Here is a 19,872-nt window from a genome sequence, read left to right on the forward strand (position 1 = left end):
GCGCCGACCAGCGCCATGATCGCCACGAACGCCTCCATCAGCATCGCGCCATAGCCGATCAGCGGGGCATGGGCTTCGCTGGCGATCAGCTTGGGGGTGGTGCCGCTGGAGATGAGGGCGTGGAAGCCCGAGACCGCGCCGCAGGCGATGGTGATGAAGAGGAAGGGGAAGAGGCCGCCGGCCCAGACCGGGCCGTTGCCGCCGACGAACTGGGTGAGCGCGGGCATCTTCAAGGGGGGAGCCATGATGACGATGCCGATGGCGAGCGCCGCGATCGCGCCGATCTTGAGGAAGGTCGAGAGATAATCGCGCGGGGCGAGCAGCAGCCAGACCGGCAGCACCGAGGCGACCGCGCCATAGAGGATCAAGATCCAGCAGAGCTGCACGGGGGTGAAGGTGAAGGCCGGCCCCCAGACCGCCGAGGCGGCGACCGCCTGCCCATAGACGATCGCGGCGAGAAGGCCGACAAGGCCAAGCAGGGACACTTCGCCGATCCGGCCCGGCCTGATCCAGCGGGTATAAGCGCCCATCAGCATCGCCAGCGGCACGGTGGCGGCGACGGTGAACATGCCCCACGGGCTTTCGGCGAGCGCCTTCACCACGATCAGCGCCAGCACCGCAAGGATGATGACCATAATCATGAAGGCGCCGAACAGGGCGATCGTGCCGGCGGCCTGCCCCATCTCCATGCGGATGAGTTCGCCCAAGGATTTCCCGTCGCGGCGCATGGAGATGAAGAGGACCATGAAGTCCTGCACCGCGCCCGCCAGCACCACGCCGGCGATGATCCAGAGCGTGCCGGGGAGATAGCCCATCTGCGCTGCCAGCACCGGCCCCACCAGCGGCCCCGCGCCGGCGATCGCCGCGAAATGATGGCCGAAGAGCACGGTGCGGTCGGTCGCGACATAGTCGAGCCCGTCGGCGCGGCGGATGGCGGGGGTGGGCCGCGCGGGATCGAGCCGCATGACGTGGCGGGCGATGAACAGCGCATAATAGCGATAGGCGACGAGGAAGCAGCAGACCGCCGCGACGACGATCCAGAGCGCGTTGACGGCTTCGCCGCGCGACACGGCAACCACCCAGAGCGCGACCGCGCCCACGATCGCCGTCAGGAGCCAGGGCAGGTGTCGGGTCATGTCGCCTCACCGAAATCAGTCGCGGAGCTTGGAGGAGGGCACCGTAAGCCGCTCGGCCTGAAAGACAACCGCCTGCCCCGCCAAAACGGAACGCAATCCGCCCGCCGCCCGTTGCTCCCTTCCCGCCGCAACCAGAGTGTCCGATGACCTGCGATCCCACCGCCTTCGATCCGCCGCCCGAGGCGAAGCAATTCTATGCCGACAGTCTCAAGGAACTGGTCGCCTCGGACATCCCCTTCATGCTGTCGGGCACCTATGCGCTGGGGTGCCATACCGGGATCGTGCGGCCGACCAAGGATCTGGACGTGTTCTGCAAGGCCGGCGACGCGCCGCGCATCCTCGCCCATTTTCGCCATCTTGGACATGAGGTCGAGTTCGAGGACGAGCGCTGGATCGGCAAGGTGTGGAAGGACGGCAATTTCTTCGACGTCATCTACAATATCTCGTCGGCCAGCCTGCCGGTGACCGAGGAATGGTTCCGCAACGCCTCCCACGCCGATGTCTATGGCATCCGCGTGCGGATCACCCCGCCGACCGAGTTCATTCTGTCCAAGATCTTCATCCAGGACCGCTATCGCTATGACGGCGCGGATGTCGCGCACATGATCCTGAAACAGCATGAGGCGATCGACTGGCAGAAGCTGCTCGACGCGGTGGAGTTGCACTGGGAGGTGCTGCTCATCCACCTGCTCAATTTCCGCTTCATCTATCCGACCGAGCGGCATTGCATTCCGCTCTGGCTGTTCGAGGAACTGCTGGGCCGGTTGCAGACGCGCGCGGAACTGCCCGTGCCCAATATCCGGGTGTGCCGGGGACGGCTGCTGTCCCCACGCGACTATCTGGTCGACATCACCGAATGGGGGTTCGCCGACGTGGTTGGCAAGGGACTGGAGGAAAGCCATGATCGCAACAAGTGAGGCGGCATCCGCCGGCAGCCTGACCGTCGCTGCCATCGGCGACCTGCATGTCACCGACCAGCAGGAGCATAAATATCGCGACCTGTTCGCCGAGATTTCCGATAAAGCCGACGTGCTGGCTTTGTGCGGCGACCTCACCAATTTCGGCAAGACGCGCGAGGCGGAGATATTGGCGGAGGATTTGCGCGCCTGTTCCATCCCGATCGTCGCGGTCTTGGGCAATCACGATCATGAATGCGGCCAGCCCGAAGAAGTGACGCGCATCCTCAACGGCGCGGGCGTCACGGTGCTGGACGAGCAGGCGGTCGAGATCAAGGGGGTGGGCTTTGCCGGGGTCAAGGGGTTTGTCGGCGGGTTCGGGCGGGGCGAGCTGGGCGCGTTCGGCGAGCGGGCGATCAAGGGCTTCGTCGAGGAGTCGATCAACGAGGCGCGCAAGCTGGAGAATGCCTTGCGGTCGCTGCGCACCGAGCGGGTGGTTGCGGTGCTGCACTATGCGCCGGTCGCGCAGACGGTCGAGGGGGAGCCGGCGGAGATTTTCCCGTTCCTGGGTTCCTCGCGGCTGGCGGACGCGATCGACCGGTTCGACAATGTGCGCTTTGCCGTCCACGGCCATGCCCATCGCGGCACCTTCGAGGGCAAGACGCCGCGCGGGGTGCCGGTGTATAATTGCGCGCAGTTCGTGGTGTCGGAGCGGTTTGGACGGCCCTATGCGCTGATCGCGGTGTGAGGGGGTCTCAATAGCTGGTCACCCCGAGCTTGATCCGGGGCCCCGCTTTTTCTCAGTCGTTGCCAAGAAAGCGGGACCCCGGATCACGTCCGGGGTGACGGAGTGAAGGTGGCCTGGCCTAAGCCAGCGCTTTGACCCGCTCGCCGATGGAGCGTAATTCCTCGACGAACCTCGCGCGCTCCTCGGCGCGTTTGGTTTCGTCGGGGAGGCGGAGGAGGTAGCTGGGGTGAACCGTCACCCAGCCCTCGGCCCCGCTTTCCAGCGGGATGGCTGTACCGCGGGTCCGGCTGATCGTCACGGCCTTGCCGAGCATGGCACGGGCGGCGGACGCGCCAAGCGCGACGATCAGGCGGGGGCGGACGAGGTCGATTTCCTGCCCGAGCCACCAGCGGCAGGCCTGAATCTCGCCGGCGTCGGGCGACTGGTGGAGGCGGCGCTTGCCCTGGCGGACGAACTTGAAATGCTTGACCGCGTTGGTGACATAGGCGCGGCTGCGATCGACGCCGGCCTCACCCAGCGCCTGGTCGAAGAGCTGCCCGGCGGGGCCGACGAAGGGGCGGCCGGCCTGATCCTCCTGATCGCCGGGCTGCTCGCCGATGAAGAAGAGCGGCGCGTCGAGCGGGCCTTCGCCGAACACGGTCTGGGTCGCGTCCTTGTAAAGCGGGCAGCGGGTGCAGGCCATGGCTTCGTCGCGGATGCCGGCCCAGACGGTGGCGGCATTGCCCTGGCGTTTGGGCGGGGTCGGGGCGGTGGCGATCATGGCTGCCTCGCGCGCCTGCGCGCCGGCGATAAGATCGGGGATGAGCGCGGCTTCGGGGAGGTTGCGCCAATATTTCTTGGGCATTTCGGAGAGCATCGCGCCGGTCTTGAGCCGGGCCGGGTTGAAGATCGCGGCATAATAGCCCTTCCACAAAGCCTCTACGGGATCGCCGTCCGGCGCGTCGGCGCGGGTGGCTCCCGGCCCTTCGCGCACCGTCTCACCGTCCCAATGGATGCTGAGTTCCGGCGTCAGGATCGACCAGCGCATCGTGGCGAAGCGGCGGAAGAAGAAGCCGGCATTGGCGCGGACGATATGATGGTCGGGCTCGAACCAGGCGACGAAGCGGGTGCCGCCATCTTCCTCCACCTCGCGGAAGCGGACGAAGGCGCGCATCTTGTGGATGTCGCGGCGGACCGCCTTTGCGAGCGCGTCGACGCGGCGGAGCAGGGGATCGGCCTTGTCCTCCATCGTTCCGGGCCGGTCGCGGAGGCGGACGAGGAGCGCATAGAGCAGGGCGAAGCGCTCGGGGTCGCTGTGCAGGATCGCCTTTTCGGCCAAGTCGATGAAGGCGCGGGGCACGGAGAAGGCGGCGCGGAGCGGTTCGGGCGGGAGGGGATCGGGGGCGAAGAGGTCGGCGGGGGTGTCGCCGACCTGCCAGGTCACGTCGGCCGGATCGACCCCCGCCACCGCGAGACGGCGGGCGGCGGTGCGCCAGCCGTCGAAATCATCGGGGGTGGAGAGGGTGATGCGGTGCATTGCGTCAGCAATTGCCGTTCAGTTCGAGCCTGTCGAGAAGCTGGGAAATGGTTCTCGACAGGCTCGAACCGAACGGACGTTGAGATTCAATCCTCCGCCTGGGCGCGTTCCAGTTCGGCGGGTTTGCGTTCGGCGAACTTGTCGCCGAGCTGCTTTTCCTCTTCGTCGGTCAGATCCTTCGCGGCGTCGGGGAACATTTCCTCTTCCTCCTCCTCGATATGGTGGAGGTAGCGCTTCTTCAATTGGGCGAAGGTTTCGCGCCATTTCTTGCCGTCGAATTCCTGCTCTTCCATTTCCTCGAGATAATCCTCGATCTCCTTATGCTCGGAGACGCTGTGCTGGGCATCTTCGCGCAGGTCGGGGCGGGCGAGCATGGTGGCGTAGAGGGTTTCCTCCTCCGCAGCGGCGTGGGCCTTCACCTCGACCTTGAACTGCTCGAACAGCTTTTCGAGGCGGTCGGCGTCGTCCTTCGCTTCGTCCATCTTGGCGAAGAGCTGGCGGTGGCTGTCATGATCCTGCTTGAGGCGATCGAAGATGGTGGCGTCGGCCATGGCAAGTCCTCCTTGGTTACGGGCGGACAACGATGGCGGGCGCTTTTGGGTCCGAGCCTACCCGAAGAGGAAGCGATAGATGATGCCGACAGGTATCCAGAGCAGAGCGCCGATGATGCTGGCGGCCCAAATCTGGAAGACATCGACGCGGTAGCGGGTGGCGAGGCCGTGCTCCGACAGGGCGCCGCGTTCGAGCATCTGCCAGCGCCGCTCCAGCCCGCGCGCCGCGATGGCATAGCCGCCGATCGCGATGATGATGCCGAGGTGCAGGACGAGCGATCCGCCCATCTTCGCCACGATGCCGATCTGCGCGAGGCAGAAGAAAACCAGCGCGGCGGCGAGATGCGTGCTGATCCGTTTGGCGAAGCTCTTGCGCGGATGCGCGCTGTTGCCGAGTGCGGTTGCCAAGACCCCTACTCCCTTGATGACCCCGCAGCAGAGTTTCACGATCCGGGCGCGCGATCAACCCATAATTACAATTGGGTGAAAAGGTCGAGCTGCTGTGCCGGCGGGGCGAGGCGGGCGCGCAGGTCAGCGCGGTCGGCAAGCGCCAGCGGCCGCCAGTCGGCGGCGATGAGGAAGGGGCGGAGCTTCTTGATCGATGTGGTGAGGCGAGCAATGTCGTCGAGCCGGAGGCGGCGGTGGCGGCGGCTCATGAGGATGCGGTCCACCGCCTTGACGCCGAGGCCGGGGACGCGGAGCAGCGCTTCGCGCGGGGCGCGGTTGACGTCCACCGGGAAGGCGGCGCGGTGGTTCAAGGCCCAGGCTAGCTTGGGATCGATGTCGAGCGGGAGGCAGCCGGACGCCGGGTCGGTCGCCGCCGCGATCTCGCGCGCGTCATAGCCGTAGAAGCGGATCATCCAGTCCGACTGGTAGAGGCGATGTTCGCGCAGCAGCGGCGGGCGCTTGAGCGGCAGCACCGCGCTGGGCGAAGGGATGGGGGAGAAGGCGCTGTAATAGACGCGGCGCAGCTTGTGCCGGTCGTAGAGGGTGCTGGCGCGGGCAATGATAGCGCGGTCATCGGCGGCGTCGGCGCCGACGATCATCTGGGTGGACTGGCCGGCGGGGGCGAATTTGGGAGCATGGCGATATTTGCGGCGGGCGTCCTTCGTGTCGTCAATCTCGCTCCTGAGCTGGCCCATCGCGCCTTCGATCCGGGTGCCGTCCTTCTCCGGGGCGAGGCGTTTGAGGCCGCTTTCGGTCGGCAGTTCGACATTGATCGAGAGACGGTCGGCGTGGAGGCCGGCTCGGCGCAGCAGGTCGGGGTCGGCGTCGGGAATGGTCTTCAAGTGGATATAGCCGCGAAAATCATGGTCTTCGCGCAGCGAGCGGGCGACCTCGACCAATTGCTCCATCGTATAGTCGGACGAGCGGATGATGCCGGAGGAGAGGAACAGCCCCTCGATATAGTTTCGGCGGTAGAAGCTCAAGGTGAGGTCGACCACCTCCTGCGCGGTGAAGCGGGCGCGGCGGACGTCGCTGGAGCGGCGGTTGATGCAATAATGGCAGTCGAAGATGCAGCTGTTGGTGAGCAGTATCTTGAGCAGCGAGATGCAGCGGCCGTCGGGGGCGTAAGCGTGGCAGATGCCCATGCCCTCGGTCGAGCCGATCCCCTTGCCGCCCCGGCTGTCGCGCTTGGCGGTGCCGGACGAGGCGCAGGAGGCGTCATATTTCGCCGCGTCGGCGAGGATTTCCAGTTTCTGCCGGGTGCTTAGCTGCGCCATATCGTTCCTGATATGTTCAAAGCGGGGCGCTGTCCATGATCTGGATCAAGGGGTGGACCAAGGGGCAGGATATGAAGAGTAAGTGGAACAGCGAGTGGAACAGCTGATTCGTGGTTTGGCGATTCTCCTATATATAACATATTGATAAATCGGTCTTATTTTGAGGGGTGTTGGAGACTGTTCGCAAATGGCTGTAGGAGAATAGGAGATGGCGGCTTGCGGTCTTGAGGCGCTGCTTCGTTGGAACGGGCATCGATCGGGAGGCGCGGATGGACAGGCGGGCATTTATCGGCAGGGCTGCGGGGCTGGCGGCGGCGTTGCCCCTCGCGGCGAAGGCGGGCGCGGTCTTCGATCCGTTCGCGGGGGTGGAGCCGGTGCGCGCGACGCCCGACCGCATCTTCCGCACCACCGTCTGCCTGCGGCCCTTCCGCGCTGCCGGGCCGCGCATCGAGGTAGAGCAGGTCGGGCGCAAGCGGGTCGTCCATAATTACGGCCATGGCGGCAGCGGCTGGTCCTTGAGCTGGGGATCGGCGGAGGCGGCAGTCGCGCTGGCGTTGGCGGACGGGGTGCGCGAGGTGGCGGTGATCGGTGCGGGAGCGCTGGGACTGACGGCGGCGCTGACGGCACAGCGGGCGGGCGCGCGGGTCACCATCTATACGAAAGGGCAATTTCCCTTTGTCCGGTCGGCGCGCGCGACCGGCACCTGGTCGCCGGACAGCCGGGTCGCGATGGAGAAAGCGGTCGATCCGGGCTTCGGCGACCGGTGGGAGACGATGGCGCGCGCGTCCTTCTCCTATTTCCAGAGCCTGCTCGGGATGGCGGGGGATCCGGTGGAATGGACCGATCGCTATATGCTGTCGGACACGCCCTTTGGCCCCCGGCGCGCGGCGGCGCCGGGCGTGGAGCGGGCCGACGAATTTCTGCATCTGGAAAGCCGGCTGGCCGATATCATGCCGCGCAGCGTCGACCTGGCGCCGGGGACGCATCCGTTCCGGCCCGCCTATGTCCGGCGCAACAGTTCGCTGACCTTCAACGTCGCCGACCTGATGCGGCAGCTCACGACGGACTTCCTTATCGCGGGCGGGACGATCGTGCCGATGGAGTTTCATGCGCCGGGCGACGTCACGAAGCTGAAGCAGCCGGCGATCATCCACTGCACCGGCTATGGCGCGCGGGCTTTGTGGCGCGACGAGAGCATCGTGCCGGTGCGCGGGCAGATCGCCTGGCTGATCCCGCAGGCGGGGGTCACCTATGGCGTCTATTATGGGACGCTCTCGATGCTGGCGCGGCGCGACGGGATCGTCGTGCAGGAGGTGGGGGAGGACGAATGGTTCGGCTATGGCGACGCCAATGAGGAACCGGACCATGTGGCGGCGCAGGAGTGGGTGAGGCGGCTGGCGGGGTTTTGGGCGTGAGGGTGATCTGGGTGCGTCACTCTCAATCCGTTCGGTTCGAGTGCCTTCGAGCGAAGTCGAGAAGGCGTATCGAGAACGCTTGCGATGGTCTTCTCGACCGACGGTTCTCGACTTCGCTCGAACCTGCTCGAAGTGAACGGAAAAGATTGAAGGCTCGATGTTCTAAGCCTGATCCGTCGACAAGCTCAATGGCTACTTAGGACGAACGGGTTTGGTATGCGCAGGCTTTACCGCTCCCGCGTGGCGCTGAATTTGATCTTGGGGTGGCGTTCCTGCTGGTAGCCTATGTCCCAGGCGCTGCGGGCCATGAAGACGAGGTTGCCGTCGCGGTCCTTGGCCATGTTGGCGCCATTGTAGGCGACGAGATCCTTGATTGCGGCCTCGTCCCCGCTGATCCAGCGGGCGGTGTCGAAGGGGGAGGGTTCGAGGCCGGCGGCGACCTTATATTCGGCCTCCAGCCGCGAGATCAGCACTTCCAATTGGAGCTGGCCGACGACGCCGACGATCCACTGGCTGCCGATTTCGGGGTAGAAGACCTGGATGACGCCTTCTTCGGAGAGGTCGTCCAGCGCCTTGCGGAGCTGCTTGGTCTTGGTCGGGTCTTTCAAGGCGACGCGGCGCAGGATTTCAGGCGCGAAATTGGGCAGGCCGGTGAAGCGCAGGCCGGGCTTTTCGGAGAGAGTGTCGCCGACGCGCAGCGCGCCATGATTGGGGATGCCGATGATGTCGCCGGGGAAGGCTTCGTCGGCGAGTTCGCGGTCCTGCGCGAAGAAGAGGATCGGCGAGTGGACGGCGAGCGGCTTGCCTGAGCCTGAAGGGGTGAGCTTCATGCCGCGGCGGAACTTGCCCGAGACGAGGCGCATGAAGGCGATGCGGTCGCGGTGCATCGGGTCCATGTTCGCCTGCACCTTGAAAATGAAGCCGGTGACTTCATTCTGGTCGGGTTCGACGGCGGCGGGTTCGGCGGGCTGGGCGCGGGGCGGCGGGGCGTGGGCGGCCAGCGCGTCGATCAGTTCGGTGACGCCGAAAAGCTTGAGCGCCGAGCCGAAATAGACCGGGGTGAGGTCGCCGGCGCGGTAGCGGGCGAGATCGAATTGCGCATAGCCGCCCTGGGCGAGTTCGGCCTCCTCGCGCAGGCGGTCGAGCGCCTGGCGGGTGAGGAGGTCGGCCAAGGCGGGATCATCCAGGCCGGAGAGATGCGCTTCCTTGCCTTCAAACTCGCGCGAGGGGCCGGTGGGCTGGCGCAGGCGGTTGGTGGCGAAATCATAGATGCCCTCGAACTCGCCGCCCATGCCGGCGGGCCAGCTCATCGGACAGACGTCGAGCTGGAGCTGGTCGGCGACCTCATCGAGCAGGCCGAAGATTTCGCGGCCCTCCCGGTCCACCTTGTTGACGAAGGTGATGATGGGGACATTGCGCAGGCGGCAGACCTCGAACAGCTTGCGGGTCTGCGGCTCGATGCCCTTGGCCGCGTCGATCACCATGACGGCGGAATCGACGGCGGTGAGCGTGCGGTAGGTGTCCTCGGAGAAATCCTCGTGGCCCGGCGTGTCGAGCAGATTGAAGGTGATGGTCTCGCCGTCGCGCGTGCGCTCGAAGGTCATGACCGAGGAGGTGACCGAGATGCCGCGCTGCTGCTCGATCTTCATCCAGTCGGAGCGGGCGCGGCGATTGGCCCCGCGCGCCTTGACTTCGCCGGCGAGGTGGATCGCGCCGCCTTCGAGCAGCAGCTTTTCGGTGAGCGTGGTCTTGCCGGCGTCGGGGTGCGAGATGATGGCGAAGGTGCGGCGGGAGGGGATGGTCATTTAAGCGGTCATTCTATGGCGTCATCCCCGCGAAGGCGGGGATCCATCCCCTGACGTTGCGTCAGGAGGCGGGGTTGGGAGATAGATTCCCGCCTACGCGGGAATGACGGAAATAAACAGGGGGTCAGTCCGCAACCAGCGTTACGTCCATGCGGAAGCTACGGGCGTCGCCGGGGAGGAGGGCCATGATGCCGGGCTTGTCCCAGACGTCGCCGGTGAAGCCCACCGGATCGGCCATGCCGGCCCAGGGTTCGACGCACAGATAATGCGCGCCGGGCTTCTGCCAGAGGCCGAGCCAGGGGGTGTCGGGGAAGGCGATTTTGAGGTGCGGCTTGCCGGGGACGCCCCAGGTCAGCGAGCGGCTGTTTAGGTCGTCCCAGATGAGGGCGTCGCCCTCGAACATGGCGTGGGTGGGAGCGAGCGTGTCGCCTTCGACCGGCGAGGGGAAGGGTTCGCGGGCGATGAGGCCGGGTTCGTTGCCGACCTTGCGGATCGGGGCGGGTTCGGGAGCCTCGAAGATGATGCGGTGGTCCTCGACGCCGCCGCCATAGGGGAGCGGCCAGGCGAAAGCGGGGTGGTAGCCGAAGGCGAAGGGCAGTTTGGCCTCGCCCATATTGCTGACGGTGGCGGTCATGCGGAGCGTTGGCCCTTCTAGCGCGAAATCCATGTCGAGGCGGAAGTCGAAGGGGTAGGCGGCGCGGGTTTCATCGTCGGCTTCGAGGCGGAGGGTGACGCGGGCGTCCGACTGGTGGACGAGGGCGAAGCATTTGCGGCGGGCGAAGCCGTGCTGGGGCATGGGATAGTCGCGGCCGTCGAGGCGGTAGATATCCCCGCGCGAGCGGCCGACGAAGGGGAAGAGCAGCGGCGCGTGGCCGGTCCACCAGCGCGGATCTGCGTCGGTCATGAGATCGCGCCCGGCGGCGTCGGCGAGCGACCAGAGCTCCGCGCCGAGGGGACTGATGCTGGCGGAAAGGGCCGGCGAGGCGATGGCGAAACGCGCGTCGGGATCGGACAAGGATCATGGCTCCGTGAAAGGGACGACGCCTTTCTAGCGCGGGGCGGCGGACCTGTCTCGCCCGGCCTATCGTTTCGCAGGGGAACCGATGCCGCGCCTTGCGCATTGGCGGCGTGGGAGGACCAAAGATGAAGATGATTGCCATATCTGCCGCGCTTGCGATGCTGACGCCGGCTCTTGCGCAGGCGCAGGAGCAGAAGGACCAGAAGGACCAGAGCAAGCAGGAGGAGAAGCGGGACGATACGCTGGACAAGGCCGGCAAGATCGCGTCGCAGCCGGCCAAGGATGTGGGCCTGGACAAGGACGAGATCCCGCCGGTTCTGGTGAAGGCGGTGGAGAACCCCTATGCGCCGCCGCCGTCGCGGACGTGCAAGGGGCTGAATGCGGCGATGGCCGAGCTGAACGCCGTGCTGGGCGCGGACTTCACCGTCGGTACGCAGGCCAATGAGAACCGCACCGGCAAGATCGCCGAGGCGGTGGGCAAGACGATCGTCAACTCGCTGATCCCCTTCCGCGGGCTGGTGCGCGAGATCAGCGGCGCGGCCCCGGCTGAACGGCGCTTGCAGGCGGCGGTGACGGCGGGGATCGCGCGGCGGGGCTATTTGCGGGGGTTGGCTTCCGCGAAGGGATGTAAAGTTTCGGCATAATTTAGCCTCCGTTCGCCCTGAGCCTGTCGAAGGGCGTAGCGCGCGGGCTTCGACAGGCTCAGCCTGAACGGGTTTGGCGTGGTAAAGGTGGCTTCCCCCTGCCGCGTTTCGCCCTATATGGCGGGCATGACCGATCTACCGAGTATGGCCGACCTTCAGGACGAATATGAATTTCTGGATGCGGACGACCGTTATCGGTTGCTAATCGACCTGGGGCGCAAGCTGGAGCCGATGCCGGACGCGCTCAAGACCGACGCGACTCTGGTGCGGGGCTGTTCGGCGGCGGTGTGGGTCTATCCGACGGTGCTGGACGACGGAAGGCTGCATTTTCTGGCCGACAGCAATGCCGCGATCACCAAGGGGATCATCGCGCTGGTGCTGCTGAGCGTGCAGGATCGCGCACCCGCCGAGATCGGCGCGGCGGACATCGAAGGCGCGCTGTCGCCGTTCGACCTCAAGAATCAGCTGAGTTCCAACCGCACCCAGGGCATCCCCAACATGATCGCGCTGATCCGCGAAACCGCCGCGCGATATAGCTAAGATCAAGTGCAAGGGTATGTTCCCCGGCGACGGCCGGGGTCCAGTTCCACGCTCCGGACTGGACCCCGGCCTTCGCCGGGGAACATCAAGCCATCCCGCGCCAGGCAACCATATGTGACACCGAACATTCTCCCTGCGTAACCAACGCATGAGGAGACGAGCGATGCGCGCCATCCTGACGATCGCGGCCGTGGCCGCGCTGGCGGCCTGTTCGGGCGAGAAGAACGAAGGGCCGACCCAGCGCGAGCAGATCGGCCAGACCTGGAAATATGAAGGCGGCAAGGGCGAGAGCGCGAAGGGCGCGAAGGTCGCCTATATCGGCAGCGCCAATGCGGTGCAGACGATGACCGCGCCGGATACATTCTCCGTGCTGCTGGTGCAGCCGCTCAAGAACGGGACGGCGGACGTGACGGTGAAGCTGGTCGGCGCGCCCTTCACCTGCGACCTGTCCGACTGCCGCATCAAGGCGCGGATCGACGGGGGCAAGGCCGAGGAATGGAAGGGGCGGGTGGCGACTAACGATGACGGCATTACCATCGCGCCGTCACAGGGGGCCTATGCCGCGATTCGCAAGGCGAAGACAGTGACGGTCGACCTGGTGGTGGACGGCAAGGAACAGACCGCGCCGTTCACGTTCAATGTGGCGGGGCTGGATTTGAAGGGGTGAGGTGAATCGGATTCGCGCAGAGGCGCAGAGGGCGCGGAGTGGATATGAAAGCCGCCTCTGGCGGCACTTATAAGCTCTGCGGCCTCTGCGCCTCTGCGCGAACCAGAATCTCTCCTCTACCGGCAGCACAGGCCCTTCGACAAGCTCAGGACAGGCTTGACTCGGTATCCCGCTTTCTTCCCCGCGAAGGAAGATAAGAAGCGGGGCCCCGGCTCAGGGCCGGGGCGACGGGGCGTTATTCCTGTAGCGAGACGCCGGGGCTGCGGGGGTCGGCGGCGCCTTGCCAGCGGCCGTCGGGGAGGCGCTCGGCAGCGTTGGCCTTGAGGCCGAGGCGGGTGATGCTCACGCGGTGGCCGAGCTTTTCGAGCGGGGCTTTAAGCGCTTCGCGGTCGGTGCCCTGTTCGAGGACGAGGCCGTCGCCGTTGAAATAGACGAGGCCCTGCGCGATCGAGTCCTGCGCCGAGAGGCCCCAGTCGAAATGGGCGATGAGCGCTTTCGCCACCTGCATGATGATGGTCTTGCCGCCCGCCGCGCCCACGGTGAAGACAGGGACGCCCTTCGCATCATAGACGATGGTCGGGGACATGGAGGACAAGGGGCGCTTGCCCGGTTCGACGCGGTTGGCGACGGGCGCGCCGTTCTTTTCGGGCGTGAAGCTGAAGTCGGTGAGTTCGTTGTTGAGGATCACGCCGTTCGCGACGAGCTGGCTGCCGAAGAAACTCTCGATCGTGGAGGTCCAGGCGGCGATGTCGCCGTTGCGATCGACCGCGACGAAATGGCTGGTGCCTTCTTCCGGCTGCGGCTTGGCGGGGGTGCGGGGCGGCGCGCCGGGGGGCGTGCCGGGCTTATAGTCGTTAAGCGCCCTGTTGAGGCGGATGAGGGTGGAGCGTTGCTTCAAGTAGGCGGGGGAGGTCAGCCCCTTGACCGGGACCGACACGAAGGCGGGGTCGCCGATCCAGGTGTCGCGATCGGCATAGGCGAGCTGCATCGCTTCGGCGATGACGTGCCAGCTGCGCGGATCGTCCTTGCCCCATTGCCTGAGCGGGAAGCGCTCGACCATGCCCAGGATTTCGAGGACGGTGATGCCGCCGGCCGAGGCGGGGGCCATGCCGCACACCTTCCACACGCGATATTTGCCGCAGACGGGCGTGCGCGGGATCGCCCGGTAGGCGGCGATGTCGGCCTCCGTCATCGGCACGGGGTTTTTCGGCGCGTTGGTGACGGCGGCGCTCAAGAGCCTGGCATTCTCGCCGGTGTAGAAGGCGTCGGGGCCTTCGGCGGCGATGCGCTGGTAGAGGGCGGCGAGCGGCGGGTTGGTAAGCGTCGTGCCGACCGGGGGCGGCGCGCCGTCGATCCAGAAGAGCTTCTGGATCTCCGGGAAATCGGCCCAGACCTGTTGCGTGGCGCGGAGCGCGGTGGCGGTGCGCTCGCCGAGCTGGAAGCCGTCCCGCGCGTAGCGGATCGCGGGCTGGAACAGATCGGCCCAGGGGAGCTTGCCCCATTTCCTGTGCGCGTCCCACGCCATGCGCAGGTTGCCGGGGACGCCGACCGAATAGCCGCCGGGCCAGGCCTCTCGGAAGGAGAGGGGCTTGCCGTCCTTCAGGAAGCGGTCGGGGCGGGCGGCGGCGGGCGCGGCCTCGCGGCCGTCGAGCGTCTCCAGCGCGCCGGTGCGGCCATCATGGTGGAGGATGAAGCCGCCGCCGCCGATGCCGCTGTTATGCGGTTCGACCACCCCCAGCGTCAGCATCATGGCGATGGCGGCGTCGGTGGCGCTGCCGCCCTGGCGGAGGATCTCCTGGCCCGCGAGCGCCGCGCGGGGATCGGCGGCGGAGACGGTGGCCGAGGGGGGGACGGGGGTGCGGGCGGCGGCGGGGTTCGGAGCGAAGGCGAGGAGGGCGAGCGGGGCCAGCAGGCCGGGGAGGCGGAAGGTCATAGGGGGCAGGATAGACATTGCATTGTGCGCTGCAACTTGTTTGGCGCGCGTGGCTTAGGCGTCCACGCCCACGGCGTCGGCGACGGTGGCGAAGCCGTCACGTTTCAGCAGGTCTTTCAGGCCCTTGTTGATCCGCCGCGCGAGATAAGGCCCCTTATAGACCAGGGCGCTGTAAAGCTGGACCAGCGACGCGCCGGCGCGGATGCGTTTATAGGCCTGGTGCGGGGTTGCGATGCCGCCGACGCCGATCAGGGGGATGCGGCCGCGCAGCAGGGCGTGAAAATCCTTGATCCGCTGGTGCGACAGTTCGAGCAGCGGCGCGCCCGACAGGCCGCCCGCTTCGCCGGCATGGCGCGATTGCAAAGGCGGACGGCCGATCGTGGTATTGGAGACGATCAGCGCATCGACCTGATGGTCGGTGCAGGCAAGCGCGATATCCTCCATATCGGCGGGTTCGAGGTCGGGCGCGACCTTGAGGAAGATGGGGATGCGCTGCCGGCCGCGCGCCGCCATGACGGCGGCCAGCAGTTCGTCGAGCGCGGCGCGGTCCTGCAATGCGCGCAGGCCCGGCGTGTTGGGGGAGGAGATGTTGACGGTCAGATAATCGGCGAGCGGGGCCATGCAGGTGACGCCGGTGACATAGTCGGCGATACGGTCCGCCGCATCCTTGTTCGCGCCGATGTTGATGCCGATCACCGGCCCCACGCCCTTGTCCTGCCGGTAGCGGGCGATGCGGTCGGCCGCCGCGCCCTGGCCGCCATTGTTGAAGCCGAAGCGGTTGATGACGGCGCGATCCTCCACCAGGCGGAACAGGCGGGGCTGCGGATTGCCCGGCTGGGCGAGCGGGGTCAGCGTGCCGAGTTCGGCGAACCCGAAGCCCAGGCCGTGCATCTTGTGCGCCACCCGGCCATCCTTGTCATAACCCGCCGCGAGGCCGACCGGATTGGGGAAGCGGATGCCGGCGACCTCTATCTCCAGCATCGGGTCGGGCCGGAGCGGCGCGGCGGTCGGCATCATGCGCAGCGCGGCGATCGAGAGATTGTGCGCGCGTTCGGCGTCCAGGGTGAAGAGCAGCGGGCGGATGACGCGGTAGAGCATGGCGCGGCTATGCCAGCGCCGCAGTGCAACGTCGAGTCGCTGTGGCGATGCGGCAACACCCGCGCGCCTACGCAATTTGATGACAGAAAACGTCATCAATGAGACGGTTTGCGACCGCGAAATGTCCGATCCGTCCAATAATCTTGCCCCGATTCGGGCGTAAAGCGCCCCTGCGACCCGAAGGCTCTTAGGCCGATTGGCCGATGAGACCTTTTACTGACCCGGTGGCCCCCAAAGGCCGCCGGGTCATTTTTTTGGCGATTATGTCCTTTAAAGACCCAGAACGAAAATCCTCCCCTGTAAGGGGAGGTGGATGGCCGCAGGCCAGACGGAGGGGTGTCCAGCTATCGATAGGGCGACACCCCTCCGTCACGCGCTTCGCGCGCGACACCTCCCCTTCCAGGGGAGGATGCCCTGCTCGGCGCGCGATATCGGGTTTGCAAAGCACATCATCGCCATTTTTTTGACCGACAAGACAGGGTTAAGCGCACGGAAACGCTTGCGCGTGACAGCCGTCCGCGCATAGTGCTGCGCAGGGGTTTGAAAATGGGGTCGCATTGGATCGAAGCGAGCGGCAGCGCCGTTGCGCTGCCCGATGACCAGGGGCCGCTATCCTATACGGTGGCGGCGGCGCAGGGTCCGGTCAGGCTGCGCTATTTCGCGCCGCCCGAGGCGCTGCGCCGTTACTTCGGATCGCTCTATATCTTCTCGGTTTCCGCCGATCGTTACGCAGACGCAACAAGGGCGGACGTCCCGCAGCTGCGCTTCATGCTGACGGGCGGGGGCCATTATTATTTCCATGACGGCATGGTGATGGAGACGCCCGAAGTCTGCCTGCTGGGGCCGACCATGGGCGCGACTCGCTTCGAGCTTGACCGGCCGGCTCAGGTGGTGGGCGTGTCGCTGCTGCCCGCCGGCTGGATGTCGCTCCATGGCGGGGACGCGAGCGGGCTGGCGGACCGGCTGTGCGACCTCGCCGCCGAGCGCGGGCCGGCCTATGCGGGGCTGCTCATGCGGCTGCGTGCGCTGGGCGGGGATGCCGATGCGATGGCCGAGCTATGCTGGGCCGAGCTGGCGCGGCTGGTGAAGGCGCTGCGGCCCGCGACCTGGCAGCTGCTGGCGGCGGTCGACGCCTGGCTGATGGACGAGGGATCGCCCCGGCTGGAGGCGCTGGCGGAGACCACCGACCTGTCGCCGCGCCAGCTCGCGCGGCTGACCAACAAATATTATGGCGCGCCGCCCAAACTGCTCGCGCGCAAATATCGGGCGCTGCGCTGTTCGGCGCGGATCGCGCTCGACGGGGAGAGCTGGCAGCAATTGTGCGAGGAGGGCGGCTTTTACGACCAGTCGCACTTCATCCGGGAAATCAAACATTTCATTGGGCTGACCCCGCATCAGTTGCAGACCGAACCGAGCGCCGTGGCGCAGCTCACCCTGCTGCGCCGGTCGCTGGGCGGCGATGTGGCGGTGCTCAACCGGCTGTCCTGAGCCACGCATAAAAGGCTTGATTCTGCGCGCGCGGGGGACCACATGCGGGCAATCGGATCGATTCCGTCCGATTTGAGAATGGTTCGCAATGCGCCTGTCGAGTTTCGCCGATTATGCCGTGGTGCTGATGAGCGCCGCTGCGCGCCACTGTGGTGCGGCCCGGATGAACGCGACGACGCTGAGCGCCGAGACCGGCATTCCCCTGCCCACCGCGCAGAAGCTGGTGAGCCGGCTGTCGGCGGCGGGACTGCTCGAATCGAGCCGGGGGACAGGCGGCGGGGTGCGGTTGTCGCGCCCGCCCGCCGCGATCACGCTGGCCGATGTGGTGGAGGCGGTGGAAGGGCCGATCGCCATGACCGCCTGCGCCGAAATGGGCGCGCATGACTGCAATCTGGAGACCGAGTGCCGCATCCGTCCGCACATGAATGTCGCGAATGATGCGATCCGGGCGGCGCTCGCCGGGGTGACGATCGCGAGTTTGACGAGAGAAATGGCATGACCGACGAGATGAACATCCGCAACCGCGAGGCGCATGAGGCGGCGGAGCGCGCGTCGGCCTATGAACATGGCTGGTCGTCGGCGATCGAGCAGGATTTCGCGCCCAAGGGGCTGAACGAGGATACCGTTCGCTTCATTTCGGCCAAGAAGGGCGAGCCGCAATGGCTGCTCGACTGGCGGCTGAAGGCGTTTGCGATGTGGCGGACGATGGAAGCGCCGGACTGGGCGAAGCTCAATGTGCCGCCGATCGATTATCAGGACGCCTATTATTATGCAGAGCCCAAGAAGAAGGCGGAGCTGAATTCGCTGGACGAGGTCGATCCCGAGATATTGGCGACTTACAAGAAGCTGGGCATTCCGATCGCCGAGCAGGAAGTGCTGGCAGGCGTCAAGGGCGCGCGCAAGGTCGCGGTGGACGCGGTGTTCGACAGCGTCTCGGTCGCCACCACCTTCCGCAAGGAGCTGGAGGAGGCGGGGGTCATCTTCCGCTCGATTTCGGAGGCGGTGAAGGAATATCCCGATCTGGTGCGCCAGTGGCTGGGCAAGGTCGTGCCGATGCGCGACAATTATTTCGCGACATTGAATTGCGCGGTCTTTTCCGACGGGACGTTCGTCTACATCCCTAAGGGCGTGCGCTGCCCGATGGAGCTGTCCACCTATTTCCGTATCAATGCGGAGAATACGGGGCAGTTCGAGCGGACGCTGATCGTGGCGGACGCGGGGTCTTACGTCTCCTATCTCGAAGGCTGCACCGCGCCGATGCGCGACGAGAATCAGCTGCACGCCGCGGTCGTGGAGCTGGTCGCGCTGGACGACGCCGAGATCAAATATTCGACCGTGCAGAACTGGTATCCCGGCGACGAGCAGGGCAAGGGCGGCATCTATAATTTCGTGACCAAGCGGGCGCTGTGCCAGGGGCGCAACAGCAAGGTCAGCTGGACGCAGGTGGAGACGGGGAGCGCGATCACCTGGAAATATCCGTCCTGCGTGCTGAACGGCGAGAATAGCGTCGGCGAGTTCTACTCGGTCGCGCTGACCAACAATATGCAGCAGGCCGATACCGGCACGAAGATGATCCATAACGGCAAGGGATCGCGGTCGACCATCGTGTCGAAGGGGATTTCGGCCGGGCGGAGCAACAACACCTATCGGGGGCTAGTGCGCGTGGCGCCGGGGGCGGAGGGGGTGCGCAACTTCACCCAGTGCGACAGCCTGCTGCTGGGCGACCAGTGCGGCGCGCATACCGTGCCCTATATCGAAGTGCGCAACCCCAGCGCGCAGATCGAGCATGAGGCGACGACGAGCAAGATTTCCGACGATCAGCTGTTCTACGCGATGCAGCGCGGGCTGGACCAGGAGGCGGCGGTGGGGCTGATTGTGAACGGCTTCGCGCGCGAGGTGTTGCAGCAGCTGCCGATGGAGTTTGCGGTCGAGGCGCAGAAGCTGCTGGGGATTTCGCTGGAGGGGAGCGTGGGGTGATGGGTGAACAGACCCACCTTCATGACTGGGCGGTATCCATCGACTCCCCTCCCCTTCAGGGGAGGGGCCGGGGGTGGGGCGTTTCGGCTGGGCGGCTCGATGCGATTGGTGAAAATGCTCGCAACAACCGCAATAATCCAACGGAACCCGAAACGCGGCTATGGAGCATCCTGTCTCGTTCCCAGCTAGGGGGATATAAGTTTCGCCGACAAGCTGTAATTGGCGATGCTATTGCTGACTTCCTTTGCCCGCGCAAAGGGCTGATCGCCGAGGTCGATGGCGATACGCACCTCGATTCAAGCGCTGACGCGCGTCGCACGGCGAAGCTGGAAGCGCAGGGCTATCATGTTTTCCGCGTTACGAACGCCGATGTGATGGGCAATCTCGAAGGCGTCGCGCGGGCGTTGCTCGATCGTCTCGAAAGCCTTCCCGATCGGCGAGCGCCCCACCCCAACCCCTCCCCTGAAGGGGAGGGGCTAAAAAGGGCATCGCCATGAGTAAGCGTAGCGGTTTGGCAATGCTGGCTTTGTTACTGCTTTGGGCGGTCGTCATTTTGCCGCTCTGGCTCATCGGCTTGGGTTATGATGCGAACGGGTTTCGTGTTCCGGTATTCGGTCGGGACAAATGGGCTGATCTGATGATCTTTTACGCGCCGCTGCTGATCAGTGCATATCTCGTAATAAAGCCGCTACGCAAAATTCTGGGACGGTGAAAAA

Annotated in this window: 20 protein-coding genes; 11 read left to right on the forward strand and 9 right to left on the reverse strand. The window is 65.9% G+C overall.

Going from position 1 to position 19,872, the window contains the following annotated elements:
• Positions 1-1,136: carbon starvation CstA family protein (locus tag V2B31_RS17170; RefSeq protein WP_328280785.1), on the reverse strand; the 1,136-nt coding region annotated here is incomplete at its 3' end.
• Positions 1,137-1,279: 143 nt separating this feature from the next.
• Here V2B31_RS17170 and V2B31_RS17175 point away from each other — a divergent pair.
• Together V2B31_RS17175 and V2B31_RS17180 are read left to right on the forward strand one after the other, a co-directional pair.
• The gene (locus V2B31_RS17175) at positions 1,280-2,053 is read left to right on the forward strand and encodes a hypothetical protein (RefSeq protein ID WP_328280787.1); all 774 of its coding nucleotides are present in this window, start codon (positions 1,280-1,282) and stop codon (positions 2,051-2,053) included.
• Entirely contained in the window at positions 2,037-2,780 is a 744-nt protein-coding gene (locus V2B31_RS17180) for a metallophosphoesterase family protein (RefSeq protein ID WP_328280789.1), read from the forward strand. Before V2B31_RS17175 ends, V2B31_RS17180 begins: the two co-directional genes overlap by 17 nt.
• Positions 2,781-2,898: 118 nt before the next feature.
• On the opposite strand, the gene V2B31_RS17185 is transcribed toward V2B31_RS17180, so the two are convergent.
• From V2B31_RS17185 to V2B31_RS17200, 4 genes are all read right to left on the reverse strand, one after another.
• Positions 2,899-4,296 carry a UdgX family uracil-DNA binding protein gene (locus tag V2B31_RS17185; RefSeq protein WP_328280791.1) on the reverse strand — a complete coding sequence of 466 codons (1,398 nt, stop codon included), beginning with the start codon at positions 4,294-4,296 and terminating at the stop codon, positions 2,899-2,901.
• An 86-nt stretch (positions 4,297-4,382) separates the two neighbouring features.
• A complete protein-coding gene (locus V2B31_RS17190; protein WP_328280793.1) occupies positions 4,383-4,847 on the reverse strand; it encodes a hemerythrin domain-containing protein in 465 nt (154 codons plus the stop codon).
• Between the two features lie 57 nt (positions 4,848-4,904).
• Positions 4,905-5,255 (reverse strand): hypothetical protein, encoded by a 351-nt coding sequence (locus tag V2B31_RS17195; RefSeq protein WP_328280795.1) that lies wholly within the window; start codon positions 5,253-5,255, stop codon positions 4,905-4,907.
• A gap of 65 nt (positions 5,256-5,320) precedes the next feature.
• Complete coding sequence (locus V2B31_RS17200) at positions 5,321-6,571, reverse strand: putative DNA modification/repair radical SAM protein (RefSeq protein ID WP_328280799.1); 1,251 nt, start codon at positions 6,569-6,571, stop codon at positions 5,321-5,323.
• 269 nt (positions 6,572-6,840) lie between these two features.
• On the opposite strand from V2B31_RS17200, the gene V2B31_RS17205 reads away from it, so the two are divergent.
• A complete protein-coding gene (locus V2B31_RS17205) occupies positions 6,841-7,986 on the forward strand; it encodes an FAD-dependent oxidoreductase (RefSeq protein ID WP_328280803.1) in 1,146 nt (381 codons plus the stop codon).
• Between the two features lie 227 nt (positions 7,987-8,213).
• On the opposite strand, the gene V2B31_RS17210 is transcribed toward V2B31_RS17205, so the two are convergent.
• The gene (locus V2B31_RS17210) at positions 8,214-9,791 is read right to left on the reverse strand and encodes a peptide chain release factor 3 (protein WP_328280805.1); all 1,578 of its coding nucleotides are present in this window, start codon (positions 9,789-9,791) and stop codon (positions 8,214-8,216) included.
• A 124-nt stretch (positions 9,792-9,915) separates the two neighbouring features.
• A complete protein-coding gene (locus tag V2B31_RS17215) occupies positions 9,916-10,806 on the reverse strand; it encodes an aldose 1-epimerase family protein (protein ID WP_328280809.1) in 891 nt (296 codons plus the stop codon).
• 128 nt (positions 10,807-10,934) lie between these two features.
• Here V2B31_RS17215 and V2B31_RS17220 point away from each other — a divergent pair, with 128 nt between their 5' ends.
• From V2B31_RS17220 to V2B31_RS17230, 3 genes are all read left to right on the forward strand, one after another.
• Positions 10,935-11,453, forward strand: coding sequence for a hypothetical protein (locus tag V2B31_RS17220; RefSeq protein ID WP_328280810.1), 519 nt, complete (start codon positions 10,935-10,937; stop codon positions 11,451-11,453).
• 117 nt (positions 11,454-11,570) lie between these two features.
• Positions 11,571-11,993 (forward strand): SufE family protein, encoded by a 423-nt coding sequence (locus V2B31_RS17225; RefSeq protein ID WP_328281066.1) that lies wholly within the window; start codon positions 11,571-11,573, stop codon positions 11,991-11,993.
• A 163-nt stretch (positions 11,994-12,156) separates the two neighbouring features.
• On the forward strand, positions 12,157-12,660 hold the full coding sequence (locus V2B31_RS17230) for a hypothetical protein (RefSeq protein WP_328280812.1): 504 nt from the start codon (positions 12,157-12,159) through the stop codon (positions 12,658-12,660).
• Between the two features lie 235 nt (positions 12,661-12,895).
• Here the strand turns inward: V2B31_RS17230 and ggt are convergent, their stop codons facing one another.
• Positions 12,896-14,593, reverse strand: a complete 1,698-nt coding sequence (gene ggt, locus V2B31_RS17235; protein ID WP_328280814.1) for a gamma-glutamyltransferase — start codon at positions 14,591-14,593, stop codon at positions 12,896-12,898.
• A 54-nt stretch (positions 14,594-14,647) separates the two neighbouring features.
• Positions 14,648-15,691, reverse strand: a complete 1,044-nt coding sequence (locus V2B31_RS17240; RefSeq protein ID WP_328280815.1) for a quinone-dependent dihydroorotate dehydrogenase — start codon at positions 15,689-15,691, stop codon at positions 14,648-14,650.
• Between the two features lie 546 nt (positions 15,692-16,237).
• Between V2B31_RS17240 and V2B31_RS17245 the strand changes: the two genes are divergently transcribed.
• The 5 genes from V2B31_RS17245 (at position 16,238) to V2B31_RS17265 (ending at position 19,868) form a co-directional block, all read left to right on the forward strand.
• Positions 16,238-17,179: a helix-turn-helix domain-containing protein gene (locus tag V2B31_RS17245; protein WP_328280817.1), complete on the forward strand. Its 942-nt coding sequence runs from the start codon at positions 16,238-16,240 to the stop codon at positions 17,177-17,179.
• Between the two features lie 88 nt (positions 17,180-17,267).
• The gene (locus V2B31_RS17250; protein WP_328280819.1) at positions 17,268-17,678 is read left to right on the forward strand and encodes an RrF2 family transcriptional regulator; all 411 of its coding nucleotides are present in this window, start codon (positions 17,268-17,270) and stop codon (positions 17,676-17,678) included.
• Positions 17,675-19,156, forward strand: coding sequence for a Fe-S cluster assembly protein SufB (gene sufB / locus V2B31_RS17255; protein ID WP_328280821.1), 1,482 nt, complete (start codon positions 17,675-17,677; stop codon positions 19,154-19,156). Before V2B31_RS17250 ends, sufB begins: the two co-directional genes overlap by 4 nt.
• The gene (locus V2B31_RS17260) at positions 19,156-19,653 is read left to right on the forward strand and encodes an endonuclease domain-containing protein (protein WP_328280823.1); all 498 of its coding nucleotides are present in this window, start codon (positions 19,156-19,158) and stop codon (positions 19,651-19,653) included. Before sufB ends, V2B31_RS17260 begins: the two co-directional genes overlap by 1 nt.
• The gene (locus V2B31_RS17265) at positions 19,650-19,868 is read left to right on the forward strand and encodes a hypothetical protein (RefSeq protein WP_328280825.1); all 219 of its coding nucleotides are present in this window, start codon (positions 19,650-19,652) and stop codon (positions 19,866-19,868) included. Before V2B31_RS17260 ends, V2B31_RS17265 begins: the two co-directional genes overlap by 4 nt.
• The last annotated feature ends 4 nt before the right edge of the window (positions 19,869-19,872 follow it).

The sequence above is a fragment of the Sphingobium sp. genome, from assembly GCF_036170395.1.
Classification (GTDB): domain Bacteria; phylum Pseudomonadota; class Alphaproteobacteria; order Sphingomonadales; family Sphingomonadaceae; genus Sphingobium.

Coding starts and splice junctions, on each gene's coding strand:
- V2B31_RS17175 (WP_328280787.1), top strand. CDS start 1,280: ATGACCTGCGATCCCACCGCCTTCGATCCGCCGCCCGAGGCGAAGCAA.
- V2B31_RS17180 (WP_328280789.1), top strand. CDS start 2,037: ATGATCGCAACAAGTGAGGCGGCATCCGCCGGCAGCCTGACCGTCGCT.
- V2B31_RS17185 (WP_328280791.1), bottom strand. CDS start 4,296: ATGCACCGCATCACCCTCTCCACCCCCGATGATTTCGACGGCTGGCGC.
- V2B31_RS17190 (WP_328280793.1), bottom strand. CDS start 4,847: ATGGCCGACGCCACCATCTTCGATCGCCTCAAGCAGGATCATGACAGC.
- V2B31_RS17200 (WP_328280799.1), bottom strand. CDS start 6,571: ATGGCGCAGCTAAGCACCCGGCAGAAACTGGAAATCCTCGCCGACGCG.
- V2B31_RS17205 (WP_328280803.1), top strand. CDS start 6,841: ATGGACAGGCGGGCATTTATCGGCAGGGCTGCGGGGCTGGCGGCGGCG.
- V2B31_RS17210 (WP_328280805.1), bottom strand. CDS start 9,791: ATGACCATCCCCTCCCGCCGCACCTTCGCCATCATCTCGCACCCCGAC.
- V2B31_RS17220 (WP_328280810.1), top strand. CDS start 10,935: ATGAAGATGATTGCCATATCTGCCGCGCTTGCGATGCTGACGCCGGCT.
- V2B31_RS17225 (WP_328281066.1), top strand. CDS start 11,571: ATGGCGGGCATGACCGATCTACCGAGTATGGCCGACCTTCAGGACGAA.
- V2B31_RS17230 (WP_328280812.1), top strand. CDS start 12,157: ATGCGCGCCATCCTGACGATCGCGGCCGTGGCCGCGCTGGCGGCCTGT.
- ggt (WP_328280814.1), bottom strand. CDS start 14,593: ATGACCTTCCGCCTCCCCGGCCTGCTGGCCCCGCTCGCCCTCCTCGCC.
- V2B31_RS17240 (WP_328280815.1), bottom strand. CDS start 15,691: ATGCTCTACCGCGTCATCCGCCCGCTGCTCTTCACCCTGGACGCCGAA.
- V2B31_RS17245 (WP_328280817.1), top strand. CDS start 16,238: ATGGGGTCGCATTGGATCGAAGCGAGCGGCAGCGCCGTTGCGCTGCCC.
- V2B31_RS17250 (WP_328280819.1), top strand. CDS start 17,268: ATGCGCCTGTCGAGTTTCGCCGATTATGCCGTGGTGCTGATGAGCGCC.
- sufB (WP_328280821.1), top strand. CDS start 17,675: ATGACCGACGAGATGAACATCCGCAACCGCGAGGCGCATGAGGCGGCG.
- V2B31_RS17260 (WP_328280823.1), top strand. CDS start 19,156: ATGGGTGAACAGACCCACCTTCATGACTGGGCGGTATCCATCGACTCC.
- V2B31_RS17265 (WP_328280825.1), top strand. CDS start 19,650: ATGAGTAAGCGTAGCGGTTTGGCAATGCTGGCTTTGTTACTGCTTTGG.